The organism is Amycolatopsis sp. NBRC 101858 (assembly GCF_030269325.1).
GTDB lineage: Bacteria > Actinomycetota > Actinomycetes > Mycobacteriales > Pseudonocardiaceae > Amycolatopsis > Amycolatopsis ponsaeliensis.
In genome coordinates this window covers 587,507-605,740 of the sequence record NZ_BSTD01000001.1, presented here as the reverse complement: position 1 = coordinate 605,740, position 18,234 = coordinate 587,507, and the positions used below count along the sequence as shown (strand labels likewise).

General features: G+C 73.3%; 10 protein-coding genes. 6 read left to right on the top strand and 4 right to left on the bottom strand.

The window, feature by feature from the left end:
* The first annotated feature begins 4 nt into the window (after positions 1–4).
* Positions 5–2,614 carry a CHAT domain-containing protein gene (locus QSK39_RS02735; RefSeq protein WP_285476077.1) on the top strand — a complete coding sequence of 870 codons (2,610 nt, stop codon included), beginning with the start codon at positions 5–7 and terminating at the stop codon, positions 2,612–2,614.
* Here the strand turns inward: QSK39_RS02735 and QSK39_RS02730 are convergent.
* Positions 2,611–3,579: an aldo/keto reductase gene (locus QSK39_RS02730; RefSeq protein WP_285476076.1), complete on the bottom strand. Its 969-nt coding sequence runs from the start codon at positions 3,577–3,579 to the stop codon at positions 2,611–2,613. The genes QSK39_RS02735 and QSK39_RS02730 overlap by 4 nt on opposite strands.
* 1 nt (position 3,580) lies before the next feature.
* Positions 3,581–4,369: an SDR family oxidoreductase gene (locus QSK39_RS02725; RefSeq protein ID WP_284745794.1), complete on the bottom strand. Its 789-nt coding sequence runs from the start codon at positions 4,367–4,369 to the stop codon at positions 3,581–3,583.
* A gap of 217 nt (positions 4,370–4,586) precedes the next feature.
* On the opposite strand from QSK39_RS02725, the gene QSK39_RS02720 reads away from it, so the two are divergent.
* Genes QSK39_RS02720 through QSK39_RS02700 form a run of 5 tightly spaced genes read left to right on the top strand, consistent with a single transcriptional unit; the run spans position 4,587 to position 16,327 of the window.
* Entirely contained in the window at positions 4,587–10,358 is a 5,772-nt protein-coding gene (locus QSK39_RS02720; protein ID WP_285476075.1) for a type I polyketide synthase, read from the top strand.
* On the top strand, positions 10,352–14,179 hold the full coding sequence (locus QSK39_RS02715) for a beta-ketoacyl synthase N-terminal-like domain-containing protein (RefSeq protein ID WP_502873235.1): 3,828 nt from the start codon (positions 10,352–10,354) through the stop codon (positions 14,177–14,179). The genes QSK39_RS02720 and QSK39_RS02715 overlap by 7 nt, the downstream gene beginning before the upstream one ends.
* The gene (locus QSK39_RS02710; protein WP_285476073.1) at positions 14,176–14,460 is read left to right on the top strand and encodes an acyl carrier protein; all 285 of its coding nucleotides are present in this window, start codon (positions 14,176–14,178) and stop codon (positions 14,458–14,460) included. Before QSK39_RS02715 ends, QSK39_RS02710 begins: the two co-directional genes overlap by 4 nt.
* On the top strand, positions 14,448–15,224 hold the full coding sequence (locus QSK39_RS02705) for an alpha/beta fold hydrolase (RefSeq protein ID WP_285476072.1): 777 nt from the start codon (positions 14,448–14,450) through the stop codon (positions 15,222–15,224). Before QSK39_RS02710 ends, QSK39_RS02705 begins: the two co-directional genes overlap by 13 nt.
* Positions 15,221–16,327 (top strand): glycosyltransferase, encoded by a 1,107-nt coding sequence (locus QSK39_RS02700; RefSeq protein ID WP_285476071.1) that lies wholly within the window; start codon positions 15,221–15,223, stop codon positions 16,325–16,327. The genes QSK39_RS02705 and QSK39_RS02700 overlap by 4 nt, the downstream gene beginning before the upstream one ends.
* Here the strand turns inward: QSK39_RS02700 and QSK39_RS02695 are convergent.
* Positions 16,324–17,157 (bottom strand): ABC transporter permease, encoded by an 834-nt coding sequence (locus QSK39_RS02695; protein ID WP_285476070.1) that lies wholly within the window; start codon positions 17,155–17,157, stop codon positions 16,324–16,326. The genes QSK39_RS02700 and QSK39_RS02695 overlap by 4 nt on opposite strands.
* Positions 17,154–18,089, bottom strand: a complete 936-nt coding sequence (locus QSK39_RS02690) for an ATP-binding cassette domain-containing protein (protein ID WP_285476069.1) — start codon at positions 18,087–18,089, stop codon at positions 17,154–17,156. The genes QSK39_RS02695 and QSK39_RS02690 overlap by 4 nt, the downstream gene beginning before the upstream one ends.
* Between the last annotated feature and the right edge of the window lie 145 nt (positions 18,090–18,234).

The window sequence follows — 18,234 nt, the reverse complement described above, 5'->3', positions numbered from 1 at the left end:
GCCTGTGACAAACCTGGACCCGCCCGGTGTCATCGACAGGGTCCGCGCCCTTCAGAAAGATGCCACCGATGCCTCGTGCGTGGGGCGCTATCGCGAGGGTGTCAGGCTGCTGCGCCGCGGGATGGGCATGCTGGACTCCATCCACCCGGTGCCGGACGAGCACCGCACCGACTGGCTGGTGACCCGCATCCGGCTCGCCAGCACGCTGGCCGCGATGTCGACCGAGATCACCGGGGACGTGCCGGCCGGGCTGGCCGGGCTGGATGACGTGCGCTTGCTGGTCAGCACCGTCTCCGAGCCGGTCCTGCGGGCCGAGCTCGACGGCTCGCTCAACCACAACTACGCCGTCAAGCTGATGACCGTCGGGCGCTACGAGGAGAGCATCGGGTACTTCGACGAGTCGATCACGCACCACGAGTACCGGCTGGAGCACGGCCCCGACCCGGAAGTGCGGATGGGCGCCTTCGTCCAGACCCTTTCCACCCGAGGGTGGTCGCACACGAAGCTCGGCAACGTCGCCCTGGCACGGGCGGATCTGACCCGATCCATCGAGCTCGCCGAAAAGTACGAGCTGGGTTCCGTCGCCGCGGATGTCCGGCGGACCCTCGGCGGGCTGGCCCATCGAACCGGTGACGTGCCGGAGGCACTGCGGCTGTACGAGGAGAGCGAGCGTACCTACCGCGCCCTGGACCGGGAAATTCCGCCGCTGCTGCGCCTCGAACAGGCGGAAGCGCTCCTGGCCGCGGGGCTGGCTGAGGAAGCCGCCGGCCACCTCGACGAAGTGCTCGAACTCATGCGGAACGAACAGGTCATCACTCGCGAGCTGGCGTTCGCGGAGCTCCACCGGGCGTCCGCCGCGCTGCTCAACGACGAACTCGAACTCGCCCGGCAGATGGCGTCCTCCGCGCGCCGGGGCATGCAGCGCGCGGGATGCCGCACGTGCACGGCCAACGCGACCGTCGTCGGCTTGCACGCGGACACCCGCGAAGCGTTGCGTGCGGACCACATCCCGGCCGCACTGCCGACCCGGGCGATCAACACGGCCGACAAGATGCCGACCCCCCAGCTCGCCGACCAGGCTGCCACCGCTCGAATGCTGGCCGTCCGGTTGGACATCCGGCGGGGCAACCTCAAACGCGCCGTCGAAACCCTCCGGAAAGTCCCGCGCCCCGGGCAGCTGACCCCCATCGACTACCGGATGCTGCGCCGCCTCTGCCGGGCCGAACTCGCCGTTGCCCAGGACAACCGGGCCAAGGCGCTCACCGAGATCCGGTCCGGGCTCACCGAGCTCGACGCCGTTCGCGACCGGATGGGCGGGCTCGACCTCGTCTCCGGGACCGCGCTCCACGGCCAGGAGCTCGCCGATCTCGCCGTCAAGCTCGTGCTCGAACGCAACGATGCCCGGCGCCTCTTCGTCTGGCTCGAACGGACCCGCGCGCAGACCTACCGCTACGAACCGCTCTCCGCCGGGACCGATCCCGAGCTCGCCGCGCGCGTGGCCGAGGTTCGGGGCCTCGGGCAGGCCATCCAGGAAGCCCAGCACGACGGCCACCCCATCGCCGGGCTGCGGGCCAAGTACACCGAACGCCTGCGCGAGGCCCAGCGGCTCGGCTGGCACACCGGGCGCTGGGGACGGCCGCGGCCGGTGGCCGGGCTCGGGGAGGTCGTCGCGCAGCTCGGGGAACGGGCTCTGGTCAGCTTCGCCGCCTCCGGGGACGAGCTCGTCGCCGTCGTCGTCGCCGGGGGTGAGTGCCGGCTCGTGCGGCTCGGGTCCGCCGAGGCCGCCGCCGAGTCCGCGCGCGTGCTCAACGTCGACCTCGACGCCCTCGCGCCCGACAACCTGCCCGAACGGCTCGCCGAGGTCGTCATGGCCTCCGCGCGCAAGCAGGCCGACAAGCTCGACGCCCAGCTCATCCAGCCGCTGGCGGACCTCCTGGGCGACCGCCGGCTGGTCATCGTCCCCACCGGGCCGCTCTACGCCGTGCCGTGGGGCGTCCTGCCCGGGCTGCGCGGGCGGCCCACCGTCGTCGCGCCGTCGGCGACCGCCTGGCTCGCCGCCGAGCTGACGAAGTCGCCGCGGGCCCGCAAGATCGTGCTCGTGCGCGGCCCCGGGCTCGCCGGTGCACGCGGTGAGCTGGAGAAGCTGACCACCCACTACCGCACCGCGACGACCATGACCGGCGCCAAGGCCACCGTGAAGTCCGTGCTGCGCGCGATGGACGGCGCCAAGCTCGCGCACTTCGCCGCCCACGGCGCGCACGAGCCCGAGAACGCGCTGTTCTCCCGGCTCGAACTCGCCGACGGCGCGCTCTTCGGGCACGAGATGGCCGGGCTGCGGCAACCGCCGCGCCAGGTCGTCTTCGCCGCCTGCGAGCTCGCGCTCAACCGGATCCGGCCGGGCGACGAAGCCCTCGGCTTCGCCAGTGCGCTGCTCGCCAGCGGCTCCCGCACGGTGATCGCGCCGCTGTCCCGCGTCGGCGACCTGGCCTCGGCGGCCGCGATGGACGACTACTACCGCGCGCTGGCCGTCCGGGACAGCCCCGCCCTGGCGCTGGCCGACGCGATCGCCGTCGACCCGTTCCGCCGGCCCTTCGTCTGCCTCGGCTCGGGCTAACGCCCCGAAAACGCCGGTGGGGACCACACCAGCCGCGGATCGGTCTGGACGAAGCTGCCGAGCAGCTGGTCGACCCGGGTCAGCACGTCGAGGTCCAGCCGGACACCGGCGGCCTTCGCGTTCTCCGTGACCTGCTCCGGCGTGCTCGCCCCCACCACCGTCGAGGCGACGGTCTCGTGCTGCAGCGTCCACGCCAGCGCGAGCTGCGCCATCGTCAGGCCCGCGTCGTCCGCGACGCCGCGCAGCAGCTCCACCCGTTCCAGCAGCTCCGGGATCAGCAGCGGCCGCGCGTGCGCCGGCCCGGCCCCGCGCGAGCCCGCCGGGACGCGCCCGTCCCGGTACTTGCCGGTCAGCACGCCCTGCGCCAGCGGCACCGACGCGAACTGCCCGACCCCGATCCGCTCGCCCACCGGCATCACCTGCGCTTCCGGTACCCGCCAGAGCATCGAATAGTGCGGCTGGTTGGCGACGAACGGCACGTCGTACCGGGCAGCCGCCTCGTGGGCCTGCAGCAGCTGCTCGGCTGTCCACTCCGCCGTGCCGACGTACCGGATCTTCCCCTGCCGCACCAGATCCGAGAGCGCGAGGAACGTCTCCGCGACCGGCGTGCGGTAGTCGAAGCGCAGCAGCTGGTAGACGTCGACGTGGTCGGTGCGCAGCCGCCGCAGCGAGCCTTCCAGCGACGCGAGCACGTGCTTGCGGCTCAGGCCGGCGTCGTTCGGCCCCGGGCCCTCGGGCCAGAACACCCCGGTGCACAGCACGATCTCGTCGCGGCGCACCCCGGAGAACGCCTCGCCGAAGGACGCTTCCGCCGCGCCGCCGTCCCACGCCGCCGCGGTGTGGAACGTCGTGACGCCGGCGTCGAGCGCCGCCGCGACGCAGCCGGGCCGGGAACCGTTCTGCCAGTTGCCGTAAGCGATCTCGCTCACGGCGAGCCCGCTCGCGCCGAGCCTGCGGTACTCCACGTCAGCCTCCCTGGACGGCCATCTCGTCGATCCACGCGTCGACCGCGCCCGCCTTGCGCACGAACGACTCCCGCACGCAGGCGTGCGGCAGGATCAGGAACTCTTCGGTGCCGAGGCCGCGCACGACCGCGTCGGCGACGTCCTCGGGCTCGAGCAGCGGCGCCGCCGCGGCGATCGCCAGCGCGGCCGGGTGGCCGGCGGCGATGCCGGGTTCGAGCAGCGCCGTCCGGACACCGAGCGGGCACAGTGCGCTGACCCGCACCCCGCGCGGCCGGTAGGTGATCGCCAGCCACTCGGCGAGGCCGACGGCCGCGTGCTTGGTGACCGAGTACGGCGCGTCGCCGGGGGTGCCGAGCAGCCCGGCGCCCGACGCCGTGATCAGCAGGTACCCTTCGCCGCGCGCGAGCATCGCGGGCAGCACGACCTGCGCGGCGTGGACGTGCTGCATGACGTTGATCTCCCACGACTTCGCCCACTGCTCGTCCGCCGCGTGGACGCCGGTGCCGAACGCCGCGCCCGCGTTGGCGCAGAACAGGTCCACCTCGCCGAACTCGGCGCGAGCGGCCGCGACCAGCGTCTTCAGGTCCTTTTTGGACGTCGCGTCGGCGGTCACGGCGACGGCGCGCCCGCCCGCGTCGGCGATCTCGTCCGCCACCCGCCCGGCGCCCGCGGCGTCGACGTCGGACACGACCACCCCGGCCGCGCCCTCGGCGGCGAAGCGCCGCGCCATGGCGGCCCCGATTCCGTGTGCGGCGCCGGTCAGCACGACGACCCGTCCGGTCAGTTCCACGCGGGCTCCAGTAATTCGGGGTGGCATTGTCATCCACGTGCGAAAAATGTATTTCCCGATTGCTATGCAAGTGATAAAAGTGCTGGTCAGGACGCTAACTGCGCGCTGTCTGACACTTTCGCAGCCTAGCACGAGTATTGCTTTCCACGGGCTCGGTACGTTATTCCTGGAAACGGTTCGGTGAAGATCACCCACCCCGCTCACAGGAGGTCAGCCGATGGCCGAACTCGTCCCGCCGTCGCACGCCCGACGGCTGCGGTGCCTGGGCTTCGGCGACCCCGGCGTGGTCGCCGCGGTCGCGCGCGGCGGCGGCCTCGGGGTGCTCGACGGTGCCGATCCGGCCGCGCTGCGGCGGGTCGCGGCCGGGGTCCGGGTGCCGTACGGGGTGCGAACGGACGGTTCGCTGCCCGAGGGCGTGGCGTTCGCCGTCCGCACGAGAGCGCCGTGGACCGGGGCGCTCGCCGAGGTCGCGGACGTCGTCACGGCGGCCGAAGCGGTGAACGGCGGTGCGCTCGGGCTGGTCGCGCGCGGTGGTGAGCTGAGTGATTTCGTTCTGCTGCAACAGCTCTTGACCGCCTTCGACGTTCCGGTGTGGGGAACCGCCGCCGGGCCGCGCACCGCGGTCGGTGCGCTCGCCGGCGGTGCGGCGGGCGTGGTGCTGCCGTCCGCGACGGAAACCGGCGTGCGCCGGGTCGTCGGTGCCGAAGTTCCCGCGGCCGGGCCGGCGACGCGGTTGTGCCGGACCCTGGGCAGCGCGCTCCCGGTCGTCCAGGGGCCGATGACGCGGGTCAGCGACCAGCCGGGGTTCGCGGCCGCGGTCGCCGAAGCGGGCGGGTTCCCGTTCGTCGCGGTGGCCACGGCGAACGGCACGCGCACCACCGAGTTGCTCACGCGCACCGCCGAACGCCTCGGCGACCGGCCGTGGGGCGCGGGCATCCTCGGGTTCGTGTCCGACGCCCTGCGCGTCGAACAGCTCGCCGCGATCCACGCCGCGCGGCCGCGGTGCGTGCTCGTCGCAGGCGGGAAACCGGGGCAGGTCAAGGCTTTGGAGGCCGAGGGGATCGCGACGTTCGTGCACGTCCCGTCGCCGATCCTGCTCGGCCAGTACCTCGACGCCGGGGTCCGCCGGTTCGTCTTCGAGGGCGCCGAATGCGGTGGGCACGTCGGCCCGCTGGCGAGTTTCGAGCTGTGGGAGGAACAACTGGCCGTCCTGGGCGCGGCCGAGGACGTCGAGGTGCTGTTCGCCGGCGGGATCCACGACGCCCGGTCGGCCGCGATGGTCACGGCGATGGCGGCGCCGCTCGACGCCGTCGGCGTCCTGATGGGCACCGCGTACCTCTTCACCGAAGAGGCGGTGACGCACGGCGCGATCACCGGCCTGTTCCAGGAACGCGCACTGGCCGCCGAGGCGACCGTCACGCTCGAGACCGCGCCGGGGCATCGCACGCGGTGCCTGCCGAGCCCGTACACGGCCGAGTTCGAGCAGGTCAAAGCCGGTTTGCGCGACGTGCCCGCGCAGGAAGCGTGGCAGCGGCTGGAAGAGCTGAACACCGGACGGCTGCGCGTCGCGAGCAAGGGCGTCCGGCGTGACGGCGAGCGGCTCGACGACGCCACCCAGCTCGCCGAGGGGATGTACATGGCCGGTCAGGTCGCCGTGCTGCGCGACCGCCGGACGACGATCGCCGGCCTGCACGCCGACGTCACGTCCGGGAAAACCTTTGCCCGCGCTTCGGAAGCCGCTTCGGAACCGGACATAAAAGACATCGCCGTGATCGGCATGGCCTGCACCTTCCCGGGTGCGCCCGACCTCGAAGCGTTCTGGTCGAACGTCCTGCGTGGGGAGGACGCGGTCACCGAGGTCCAGCCGGAACGCTGGGACCCGGCGGTCTACTTCGGACAGTCGACATCGAAGTGGGGCGGGTTCCTGCCGCCGCTGGAGGTCGATCCGCTCGACCACGGCATCCCGCCGTCGGCGATGGGCCGCATCGATCCCGCGCAGCTCGTGTCGCTGGAGACCGCGCACCGGGCGCTGGCCGACGCCGGCTACGCCGAGCGTGACTTCGACCGCGAGACCACGAGCGTCGTGTTCGGCGCGGAGGCGGGCGGCGACTTCGCCAACGCGGGCACGCTGCGGTCGCTGCTCGACGGCTACCTCGACGAGGTGCCGCCGGAGCTGCTCGCCCAGCTGCCCGCACCGACGGAGGACACGTTCCCCGGCACGCTGGCCAACGTCATCTCCGGCCGGATCGCCAACCGGCTCGACCTCGGCGGCGCGAACTACACGGTGGACGCCGCGTGCGGGTCGTCGCTGGCCGCGCTCGACCTCGCGGCGAAGGAGCTGCGGGCGGGGACGAGTTCGCTGGTGCTGTGCGGCGCGGTCGACCTGCACAACGGCATCCACGACTACCTGATGTTCACCTCGGCGGGGGCGTTGTCCCCGACGGGCCGCTGCCGCCCGTTCGACGCGGCGGCCGATGGAATCGCGCTGGGCGAGGGCGTCGCGTGCCTGGTGCTGAAGCGCCTGTCCGACGCCGAGCGCGACGGAGACCGGATCTACGCGGTGGTCAAGGGCGTGGGTGCGGCGAGCGACGGCAAGGCGCTGGGGTTGACCGCACCACGGCCGGAGGGGCAGCACCGGGCACTGGAGCGGGCGTACCGGGACGCCGGAGTGTCCCCCGTGGACGTCGGATTGGTGGAGGCGCACGGAACCGGGACGGTGGTCGGCGACGCGACCGAGCTGCGGACGTTGACGGGGTTCTTCGCCGCGGCCGGTGCTTCGCCGGGTTCGTGCGTGCTCGGGTCGGTGAAGAGCCAGATCGGCCACACGAAGTGCGCGGCGGGGTTGGCGGGGCTGATCAAGGCGGCGCTGGCGCTGTGGCACGAGGTGGTGCCGCCGACGTTGCACGTGAGCCAGCCGAACGCGGCTTGGGATCCGGAGACGAGCCCGTTCACGTTCACGACGGCGGCCCGGCCATGGGCGAATCCGGCCCGGCTGGCGGGGGTAAGCGCGTTCGGCTTCGGCGGGACGAACTTCCACGCGGTACTGGGGGCGGGACCGGTGGCCCCGGACCGCCGGCACGGACTGCGGGACTGGGCTCCGGAAGCGGAGGAAGTGCTTGCCGAGATCGGCCGCGGGGCCGTGCACGCGGGCCCGGGCCAGGCCGGCGCAAGCGGCGTCGGTGTGCGCAAGGCCGATCCGGGCAAAGTTGCCTTTCTCTTCCCCGGCCAAGGCAGCCAGCGCACCGGCATGCTCGCCGAGCTCTTCGTGCACTTCCCCGAACTCGCCGATCTCCTCAAGCTCGCCCCCGACGTCGCCGCGAAAGCGTTTCCCCCCAACGCCTTCGACGCCGACACCGCCGAAGCGCAAGAACGAGCCCTCACCGACACCCGCGTCGCCCAGCCCGCGCTGGGGCTCGTCGAGACCGCCGTCGCGAGGCTGCTGCAGCAAGTCGGCGTCGAGCCGGACTTCCTGGCCGGGCACAGCTACGGTGAGCTCGTCGCCCTCTCCGTCGCCGGTTCCTTCGATACCGAGACCCTCCTGCGGCTGAGCCGGGCCCGCGCGAACGCCATCGCCGACACCGCCCGGCCCGGGACCATGGCGGCGGTCAAAGCCCACCGTGACCTGCTCACCCCGACTCTCCTCGGCCCCGACGTCGTGATCGCCAACCACAACGCGCCCGAACAGGTCGTCCTTTCCGGACCGATTCCAGCCATCGAACGCGCGATCCGGCGGCTGCGCGAGACCGGTGTCGCGGCCCAGCGGATCCCCGTCGCCTGCGCCTTCCACAGCCCGCTCGTCGCCCGGGCGGGAGACGTCTTCGCACGAGAACTCGCCCAAGAGCCCATCGGGGACCCACAGCGAACCGTCTGGGCCAACCGCACCGCGAAGCCCTACGAAAGCGTCAGAGAAGAACTCGCCGCCCAGATCGGCGCCCCCGTCCGGTTCCTCGACCAGATCGAAGCCATGTACGCCGCCGGCGCCCGGACGTTCGTCGAGGTCGGCCCGGGCCGGGTGCTCACCCGGCTGGTCGGGGAGATCCTCGGCGACCGGCCGCACACCGCCGTCGCCTGCGGTCCCGACCTCACCGCCTTCCTGACCGCTCTGCGCACCCTCGCGCGAGCCGGTGTCGACGTCCGCACCGAACGCCTGCAACGGGCCGAACCTCCCGCGCCGTCCCCGACCGCCTGGGCCGTCGACGGGCGGTCCGCCCGCGCGCCCGGCGCCGAGACCCCGTCCCTGCCCCCGGCCCGACGAATCCGGAGTTCCGCCATGACCCAGCCCGCTCCCGGCCGCGACCAGGCGGTCGTCGACTTCCTGCGCACCACCCGCGAGCTCGTCGCCGCCCAGCGGGAGGTCATGCTCGGCTACCTCGGCAGCGCGCCCGCCCCCGCACCCGTCGTGATCCACGAGCCCGAACCACGACCGGAACCGGAACCGCAGCCCGAGCCGGCCGAAGCCGACGTCCGCGCCGCGGTGATCGGCGTGATCAGTGAACGCACCGGCTACCCGGCCGAGATGATCGCCGGCGACCTCGACCTCGAAGCCGACCTCTCGATCGACTCGATCAAGCGCACCGAGATCGCGGGCACGCTGCTCGCCCGGCTGGGGCTCCCGGCCGACGACCGCACCGACCAGCTCAGCCGCGACCGCACCGCCGACGCGCTGGCCGCGCACCTGGAGGCCTGGCTGAACCCCGTCCCGGCGGCCGTCGCGCCCACCCGGTACCGGCTCGACCGGGTGCCCGTCCCGCTGGACCCGGATCCCGGGCGGCTGCGAGGGAAGACCGTCGCGGTGCCGGACGACGCCGTGGGAGCCGCGTTCGCCGCGGCCGGGGCGGAGGTCGTCACCGGGGACGCCGACCTCACCGTGCTGTTCGCCCGGGATCTGACGGACGTGTTCACCCAGCTCAAGGCGGTGCGGGGGACCGTGCTCGTGGCGGCGGAACCGGACGCCGTGCCCGGGCTGCGTGGCCTGGTGCGCTCGGCCGCGCTGGAACGCGACGGTGTCACCCGGCTCGTCGAAGCCACCCAAGACGTCGCGAAGGTGCTGGTCGACGAAGCCCTCAGCGACGGCCCGGCGGTGGTCGGCCACGACGACGCCGGCCGCTTCACGATCGAGCCGCGGCCCGCGGACCTCGGGTCGATCGCGTACTCGGGTGCCGGGCCGGGCGGGGGTGAGCTGGCCGCACTCGGCCTCGGCCCGGACTCCGTCGTCCTGCTGGTCGGCGGGGCCCGCGGGATCACCGCGCACACGGCCGTCGCGCTCGCCGCGTCCGGCTGCCGGATCGAGCTGGCCGGCCGCACGGCGTGGCCCGGCGAGCCGGACGACCTGCCCGAAGACCCCACCGCGATGCGCGCGGTGCTGGCCGGGCGCGGCGGCCCGGTCGCCGGCATCGAACGCCGTGTGCGGACCGTGCTGGCCCAGCGCGAAATCGGGCGCACCCTCGACGAGATCCGCGCTGCGGGCGGGAAGGCGGGGTACACGTCACTCGACGTGCGCGACCCGGACGCCGTGTGCCGCCTCGTCAAGAACCTGCCGAGCCGGCTCGACGGGGTCGTCTTCGCGGCCGGCGTGATCGACGACAAGCTCATGGCCGATAAGGACGAAGAGTCGTTCCGGACCGTCTACGAGACCAAAGTGGACGGTGCGCGAGCCCTGCTCGACGCGCTCGAAGCCGAACCCGGGTTCGTCGTGTTCTTCGGCAGCATCGCCGCCGTGCTCGGCAACCGCGGCCAGACCGACTACGCCGCCGCGAACGACGCCCTGGAGGCACTGGCGGCGAGCCGGCCCGGCCGGGCCGTGACCGTCCACTGGGGACCGTGGGCACCCGCGGACGACCACAGCGGCATGGTGTCGCCGGAGCTCGCGCGCGAGTACGAGCGCCGTGCCGTCGGCCTGCTCGACCCGGCCGAGGGCACCGCCGCCCTGCTGCGCGAACTCGCCTACGGCACCGACCGCGCGGTCCTGTACACGGCGTCGCTGTGGTGACCCAGGAGCGGGTCGCGATCGTCGGCATGGGCGTGTTCCTGCCCGGCGCGTCCACAGTGGACCAGTACTGGCGGAACCTCGCCGAGGGCGTCGACGCCGTCACCGAGATCCCGCCGCACCGGCGCGACCCGGCGTTCCACGGCCACGACGCCACCGCGCCGGACCGGACCCACGGCCGCCGCGGCGGGTTCGCCCCGGACACGCTCGAGTTCGACCCGGTCGCCCACGGGGTCCCTCCGACGTCGCTCGAAGGCACCGAGCCGGACCAGCTGACGGCGCTGGCCGTCGCCGTGGCCGCGGTCGACGACGCGGGTGGTCTCGGCCGGCTCGGCGACCCCGAACGCATCGGCGTGGTGCTCGGCCGCGGCGGCTACCTCTCGCCCGGGTTGCGGGGCTTCGACCAGCGCGTCCGCACTGTCCGGCAGATCACCCGCACGGTCGGCGAGCTCCTGCCGTCGGCCGGGCCGGACGTCCTCGACCGGCTGCGGACGGCGCTGCTGGAGCCCCTCGGCGAGTTCCGGCCGGAGACCGCCGCCGGGCTGGTACCGAACCTGGCCGCGGCCCGCGTCGCGAACCGGCTCGACCTCGGCGGCCCGGCGTACACAGTGGACGCCGCCTGCGCGTCTTCGCTGGTCGCGGTCGACCAGGCGATCGGCGAGCTGATCCGGCACCGCTGCGACGTCGTGCTGGCCGGGGGCACCCACCAGACGCACGACGACACGCTCTGGTCGCTGTTCACCCAGCTCGGCGCGCTGTCGCCGAGCCAGCGGATCAGCCCGCTTTCGCGCGCGGCCGACGGCATGCTCATCGGCGAGGGCACCGCGCTCGTCGTGCTCAAGCGCCTGGCCGACGCGCGGCGTGACGGCGACCGCGTGTACGCCGTGGTCCGCGGCAGCGGCACGTCGAGCGACGGGCGCGGCGCGGGCCTGCTCAGCCCGTCCGTCGCCGGGCAGACCCTCGCGCTGCGGCGGGCCTGGGCCGGCCTCGACCCGGCGGAGATCGGCCTGCTCGAAGCGCACGGCACCGCCACACCCGCCGGGGACGCCGCCGAGCTGACCACCGTCGCCGACGTCTTCGGCCAGGCCGACGGGCCGCGCTCGGTGATCGGCTCGGTCAAGTCGATGATCGGGCACACGCTGCCGACGGCCGGCGTCGCCGGGCTGGTCAAGGTGGCGCTCGCACTGCACCACGGGGTGCTGCCGCCGACGCTCCACTGCGCCGACCCGAACCCGCTGCTCGACAAGACCCGGTTCCGGGTGCTGGCCGAGGCCGAGCCGTGGGGCACGCTCCCGCGCGTCGGCGCGGTCAACGCGTTCGGCTTCGGCGGCGTGAACGCGCACGTCGTGCTGGCGGCCGGGGATCCGGCGCCGAAGCGGCGCGTGCGCGTCGACGAGCCGGAACGCGTGCTGCGGCTGGCCGCGAACACCCCCGGCGAACTCCTGGACCGGCTCGACCGGCCGGAGGAAGGCGACGGCCCTTGCCGGATCGGGATCGTCGGCCCGGACGAGCGCAAGCTGGCCACGGCCCGGAAGGTGCTCGCCAAGGTGGCCGCCGAAGGCCGGTCGTGGCACGGCGGCGGCGACGTGTGGTGCTCGGTCGATCCCTTGCTGCCGGACGGGAAGATCGCGTTCGTCCACCCGGGACTGGAGGCCGGCGCCGAACCGCGCATCGACGACATCGCGAAGCACTTCGGGCTCGACCGTCCACAGTGGTCCACGGCGAGCGTGCTCGACCGCGCGGCGAGCGTGTCGGCGGCCGGGCTGGTGCTCGACGAAGCCCTGCGGCGGCTGGCGATCCGGCCCGACGCGCTGGCCGGGCACAGCGTCGGCGAGTGGACCGCGATGCAGGCCGCCGGGATGTACCGGGCGGAGCCGGGCCTGCTCGAGCGCTACTGGCCCGACGGGTTCGAACTGCCCGACGCGGACTACCTGGTGCTGGGCTGCCCGGTCGCCCGGATCGCCGACGTGCTCCCGGGAGACCTTGTCGTATCCCACGAGAACGCGGCGAAGCAGACGATCGTGTGCGGCCCGCCCGACGCCGTCGCGAAGTTCGCCGACATCTGCCGTGGCCGGGGGATCGTGGCCCGGACGCTGCCGTTCCGGTCCGGCTTCCACACCCCGCTGATGCGGCCGCACCTCGCGCCGTTCGCCCGGCTCGCCGCGGACCTGGACCTGCGCGAGCCCACGTTGCCGGTGTGGTCGGCGACGACCGCGCGGCCCTACCCGGCCGAGCCGGACGCGGTCCGCGAGCTCTACCTCGTGCACCTGATCCGCCCGGTCCGGTTCCGGGAGCTGACCGAAGCCCTGCACGACGCCGGGTTCCGCGCGTTCGTCCAGGTCGGCGCCGGGCAGCTCGGCTCGTACGTCACCGACACGCTGGGCGAGCGGCGGCACCTCGTCGTCGCGGCGGCGTCCGGCACCCGGTCCGGGCTCGCCCAGCTGCGCCGCGTCGCGACCGCGTTGTGGACCGAAGGCGGGAACCCGGACTTCGCGGCCCTGGAGCCGCGGCAGATCCGGCTCGCCACCGGGAACTCCCTGCTGTCGCTGGGAGAGTCGGCTCGTGGGTTGCTCGACGACCACGCGCTGCCCGCCGGGGTGCCGGACGCGATCGTCGCCGAGTTCACCGCGCTGCTCACCGAGACCCGCCGGACCGCGGCGGACGTCATCGCGGCGGCCGCGAGCCGGCGCGTCGAGTCCACTGTGGACGTGTCGCTGACCGCGATGCCGTACCTGCGGGACCACCGGTTCTTCCGGCAACGTGAAGACTGGCCCGACGAGTCCGACTTCCGGCCGGTGGTGCCGGCGACGACACTGGTGGACCTCGCCTGCCGGGCCGCCGAACGCACGTGGCCGGGCACGTCGGCGGTCGCGGTGCGCGACGCCGTGTTCTCCCGATGGCTGATCGCCTCGCCGGCGCAGCGGGTGCCGCTGTCGATGAGCCGCGAGGGCGACCGCGTGAGTGTAGAGATCGGACCGTACGCGCTGCTCACCGTCGAGCTGGGAACGTTCGCCCCGCCGCCGTCGCCGGCCGGGGTGCCCGGCCCGGAGACGACACCACCGCTGACCGCGGAGGAGATCTACGCGCAGCGCGAAATGTTCCACGGCCCGGCTTACCGGGGTCTGTCCCGGCTGATCGGCCTGGGCGAACAGCACATCCGCGGCGAACTCGTCGTCCCGGAAGCGCCCGGCGGGCTGCTCGACAACGTCGGCCAGCTGCTCGGCTGCTGGTTGATGGCCGCGCGCTCCGACGGCCTGCTCGCCTTCCCGCGGTCGATCGGCCGCCTCACCTGGCACGGGCCGGAACCCGCGCCCGGCACCCGGGTCTCCTGCCTGATCCGCGTCCGGCTGCCTCGTCCGGACGTGCTCGAGATGGACGCCGAGCTGGTGCGCGACGGCCGGGTGCTGGCGAGCATCGAGGGCTGGCGGGACGTCCGGTTCCCCTGCGACCGCGCGGCTCACCGCGTGTACGCGTTCCCGGACCGCCACCAGCTCGCGGAACGGCGGGACGACGGCTCGGTCGCCGTCACCGACCGCTGGCCCACGGTCGCCGCGCGGGACATCTATGCCGGCATCTACCTCAGCGCCGAGGAACGTGCCGAGTTCGCCGCCGTGCCCCCGCGCCGGCAGCGCGGCTGGCTGCTGGAGCGCATCGCGGCGAAGGACGCCGTCCGGGTCCGGCTCGCCGAACCCGTCTACCCGGCGGAGATCCGCGTCCACACCAATGGCCGGGTGTCGGGCCGCGGCCGCGCACTCCCGGACTTCGCCGTCACGGTCGAGCTGACCGGCGACACCGCCATCGCACACGTCAGGAGCACGTCATGACCATCGACCACGCGTCCGCGACCTTCGACGTCGTCGCCGAGCTGCTCACCGAGCTCGTCGGCGACGTGCTCGGCATCGAGATCACGCCCGAGACGACGTTCCACGAGGACCTGCAGCTGGAGAGCATCGACCTGGTGACCTTCGCGAGCATCCTCTCCGAGCACTTCGGCGCCGAGGTCAACCTCGCCGAATACCTGGCGGAGCAGGACCTCGACGACGTCATCGGGCTGACCGTCGGCGACATCGCCCGGTTCGTGGGGGAGCGCACGTGCCCACGATGACCGTGAACGGGCTGCGCACCAACGTGCAGCTCGTGCCCGCCGGCGGCACCGAGACCGTGGTGTTCCTGCACGGCATGGGCACCGACAGCCTGGCGAGCTTCTACCTCACCCTGGCCCCGCCGGTGGCCGCCGCCGGCATCGACGTGATCAGCTACGACCTGCGCGGGCACGGCAAGACCGAGCGGCCGGTGCGCGGGTACACGCTCGGGGACTTCGTCGCCGACCTCGACGACCTGCTGACGCAGCTCGGCGTGGACCGGCCGGTGCACCTGGTGGGCAACAGCTTCGGGGGGACGCTCGCTTACAGCTACGCGGTGGCGAACCCCGATCGTGTGCGGAGCATCGTGTGCATCGAATCCGAGCCCGCGACCGAGGTGTGGGCGGGCAAGATGGCGGAGATCCTCGCGCACACCGTGAAGTTCCTCCAGGTGGAGGAGAGCTTCGACTGGATCGAGGCGAACTTCAGCGCCCACCACCGGCGGCTCGCGCGAATGGCGGCCGAGCGGATCACGTCGACGAAGATGGCCGAAGAGGTGCCGCTCGGGCCGTTGCTGACGTGGGAGCAGGTGGCGGCGATCGGCTGCCCGGTGCTGTCCATTTTGGGCAGTCACGGCTACCAGGCCGACGACCTCGAAGCCTTGACGTCGGTGCTGCCGAACGGCGAGCTGCACGTGTTCGAAGGGCAGGGGCACTCGGTGCTGGTGGAGCAGCACCGAGAGGTGCGCGAACTGGTGCTGCGCTGGATCGAACGGCACGCGGCGTGAGGTTCCTGCTGGTCGTGCCGCCGCTGGCCGGGCACGTGGCACCGTTGCGAGGGGTGGCTTCGGTGCTCGAGGCGCGGGGTCATTCCGTAGCCTGGTGCGGCCCCGAGCCGGAAGTGTCCACTTTGGTCTCCGGCCGCGTGTTCCCGGGTGGGGACTCTTCGCCGTTTTCGCTTTCCCGGCGGCCACCGGACTTGCGGGGCTTCGCCGCGTTGAAGTACCTGTGGGAGGAGTACCTGGTTCCGCTGGCGGACGCGATGGTTCCCGGAGTTCTGAAGGCCGTATCGTCGTTCGCGCCCGATGTCGTCGTGGTGGACCAGCAGGCGATGGCGGGTGCGCTGGTGGCCGAGCGGTGCGGGCTGCCGTGGGCGACGTCGGCGTCGACGTCCACCGAACTGGCGGATCCGCTGCGGGCCCTGCCGAAGATCGCGTCCTGGGTGGACGAGCTGCAGGCAGGACTGCGCGCTCGCCACGGCGTCCTGCTCGGTGACCTGCGGTTCTCACCGCACCTGGTGCTGGCGTTCACGACACGGGCGCTGGCCGGTCCGTCTCGCCTCGCGGCTCCGGTGGCCTACGTCGGTCCTGCGCTGCCGGCCGCTTCGGGAGAGTGGTCTCTTGTGGACGATCGGCCGCTGGTGGTGGTGACGCTGGGGACGTCGAACGCTTCGGCGGGGTCGCGGTTCCTCGCCGAGAGCGTGGACGCGCTGGCCGGGATGCCGTCCGTGCGGGGGCTCGTCGTGGACCCGGCCGGTCAGCTGATCAGCGAAAGTGTCGGGCTGGCCCGGCGGATCCCGCAGGTGGCGGTGTTCGCGCGCGCGTCGGTGGTGGTCTGCCACGGCGGGCACAACACGGTGTGCGAGGCACTGGCGGCCGGGGTGCCGCTGGTGGTGGCCCCGATCCGGGACGACCAGTCGATGCTGGCCCAGCAGGTGACGGCGGCGGGGGCCGGCGTCCGGATCCGGTTCGACCGCGCGAAGGCGGCGGACATCCGCAAGGCGATCGAGTCGGTGGAGCCGTGCCGCGAAGGCGCGGCCCGCATCCGCGAGTCCTTCGAGGCGGCGGGCGGCGCGGAAGAGGCGGCGTCCCACCTGGAATCGCTCGGCTAAGCGCGCGTGCGGAAGGTCCGGGCCGCCAGCGAAGAGCCCGCCACCGCCGCCACTGCGGCGATCGCCAGTGCTGCTGCCACGGACCAGCCGATCGGGCGGGCCAAGGCCAGCGCGCGGGTCGCGTCGATCGCGTACGTCAGGGGATTCACCGCCGAGACCGCGCGGACCCACGCCGGCATCGTGTCCAGGGGCATGTACGCGCTGGAGGAGAACATCAGCGGGAACATCACCACGAACGACGCCGCCTGGAGCGTCTCGGCCTTGCGCAGCCACGTCGTGATCGCGACGAACACCCAGCTCAGGCACCAGCCGACCACCATCGTCAGCAGCAACGCGAGCGCGAGCCCCGGCACCCCGCCCGCCGGCCGGAAGCCGAGGAAGACCACGCTGGCCAGGGCCGTCACCACCAGCTGGACGCCCAGCCGGGCCGAGTCGGCCAGGGTCCGGGCCACCAGCACCGAAAACAGCGAGATCGGCAGGCACCGCAGCCGGCCGGTGAAGCCGCCGTAGATCTCCGCCAGCAGGCCCGCGCCCGAGCTCATCGCCGTCGTCATCGCGATGGTGACGAGCGTCGCCGGCACCAGGAAGTTCACGTAACCCTGGTACGCCGCGACCCCCGGCAGCGCCCCGACACCGCTGAACACCTGGCTGAACAACAGAAGCAGCACCACCGGCTGCAGAAGTCCGAAGAAGACCAGCCGCCGGTCGCCGAACGCCGTGCGCAGCGATCGGGCCGCCAGCACGCGGACCTGTGTCCAGAAACCGGATTCGGGCCAGGCCGCCGGGTCCGCGAGGGCGGCCACCGCCGCGCGGTGCCGGGCCTGCGTCACGACGCCACCGCCGTCCGGTGCAGCGAAAGGTAGACGTCGTCGAGGGTCGGCTCGGTCACCGTCAGGTCCCGCAGGGGCGCGCCGGCCGCGTCGAGCGCGCGCACCAGCACCGGGATGTCGCCCGGCCCGCTCAGCGGCACCGAAAGCACCAGCCCGGTGCGGCCGGCGGCGAGCCCGAGGCGGGAGAGGGCGTCCACCGCACGCCGCAACGCCAGTTCGGTGCCGAACGTCAGCGTGGCCGTCCGGTTGCCGAGCCGCGCCTTGAGCTGCGACGGCGTCCCCGACACGGTGATGTGCCCGAAGCCGAGGACGACGACGTGGTCGGCCAGCCTGTCGGCTTCCTCGAGGTACTGCGTGGTCAGCACGACGGTCGTGCCCCGCGCCGCGAGGCCTTCGACGACCGACCACAGCCCGGACCGGCTGACCGGGTCGAGCCCGGTGGTGGGCTCGTCGAGGAACAGCACCTGCGGTGCGCCGACCAGGCCCGCGGCCAGGTCCAGCCGCCGTCGCATCCCGCCGGAGTAGGTGCCTGCCGGGCGGTCCGCCGCGTCCTCCAGGCCGAACGACGCGATCAGCTCGGCCGCCCGCGCTTGCGCCTGCCGCGGCTTCGCGCCCAGCAGCCGCGCGATCAGCACGAGGTTCCCGCGGCCGGACAGGGCGTCGTCGACCGCGGTGAACTGGCCGGTCACCCCGATCCGCCGCCGGACCGCGCGGCCGCGCTGCACGACGTCGTAGCCGCAGACGCGGGCGGTGCCGGCGCTCGGCCGGACGCGCGTGCTGAGGATGTCGATCAGCGTCGTCTTCCCGGCGCCGTTGTGGCCGAGGACCGCCAGCACCGCGCCGCGGGCGACGCTGAGGCTGATCCCGGCGAGCGCGGTGACTTCGCCGTACTGCTTCGCGAGGTCGGTCACGGCGATGACCGGCTGGTTCATGGCCGCTCCTTTCCCTGCCCGGAAAAAAGGTATCCGGACCCGGTGGTGACGGGCAAGAAGATGGCCGCCATTCGCCGTGCGCGTGACAATTTTCGCGGTCGCGAACCGTCCGCAAGTGACAACCGCTGACCTGCGTGACCCTTCG

Bases quoted from the DNA above. Each gene is read 5' to 3' on its own strand.
- QSK39_RS02720 (WP_285476075.1), top strand. From the start codon at position 4,587: ATGGCCGAACTCGTCCCGCCGTCGCACGCCCGACGGCTGCGGTGCCTG.
- QSK39_RS02710 (WP_285476073.1), top strand. From the start codon at position 14,176: ATGACCATCGACCACGCGTCCGCGACCTTCGACGTCGTCGCCGAGCTG.
- QSK39_RS02690 (WP_285476069.1), bottom strand. From the start codon at position 18,089: ATGAACCAGCCGGTCATCGCCGTGACCGACCTCGCGAAGCAGTACGGC.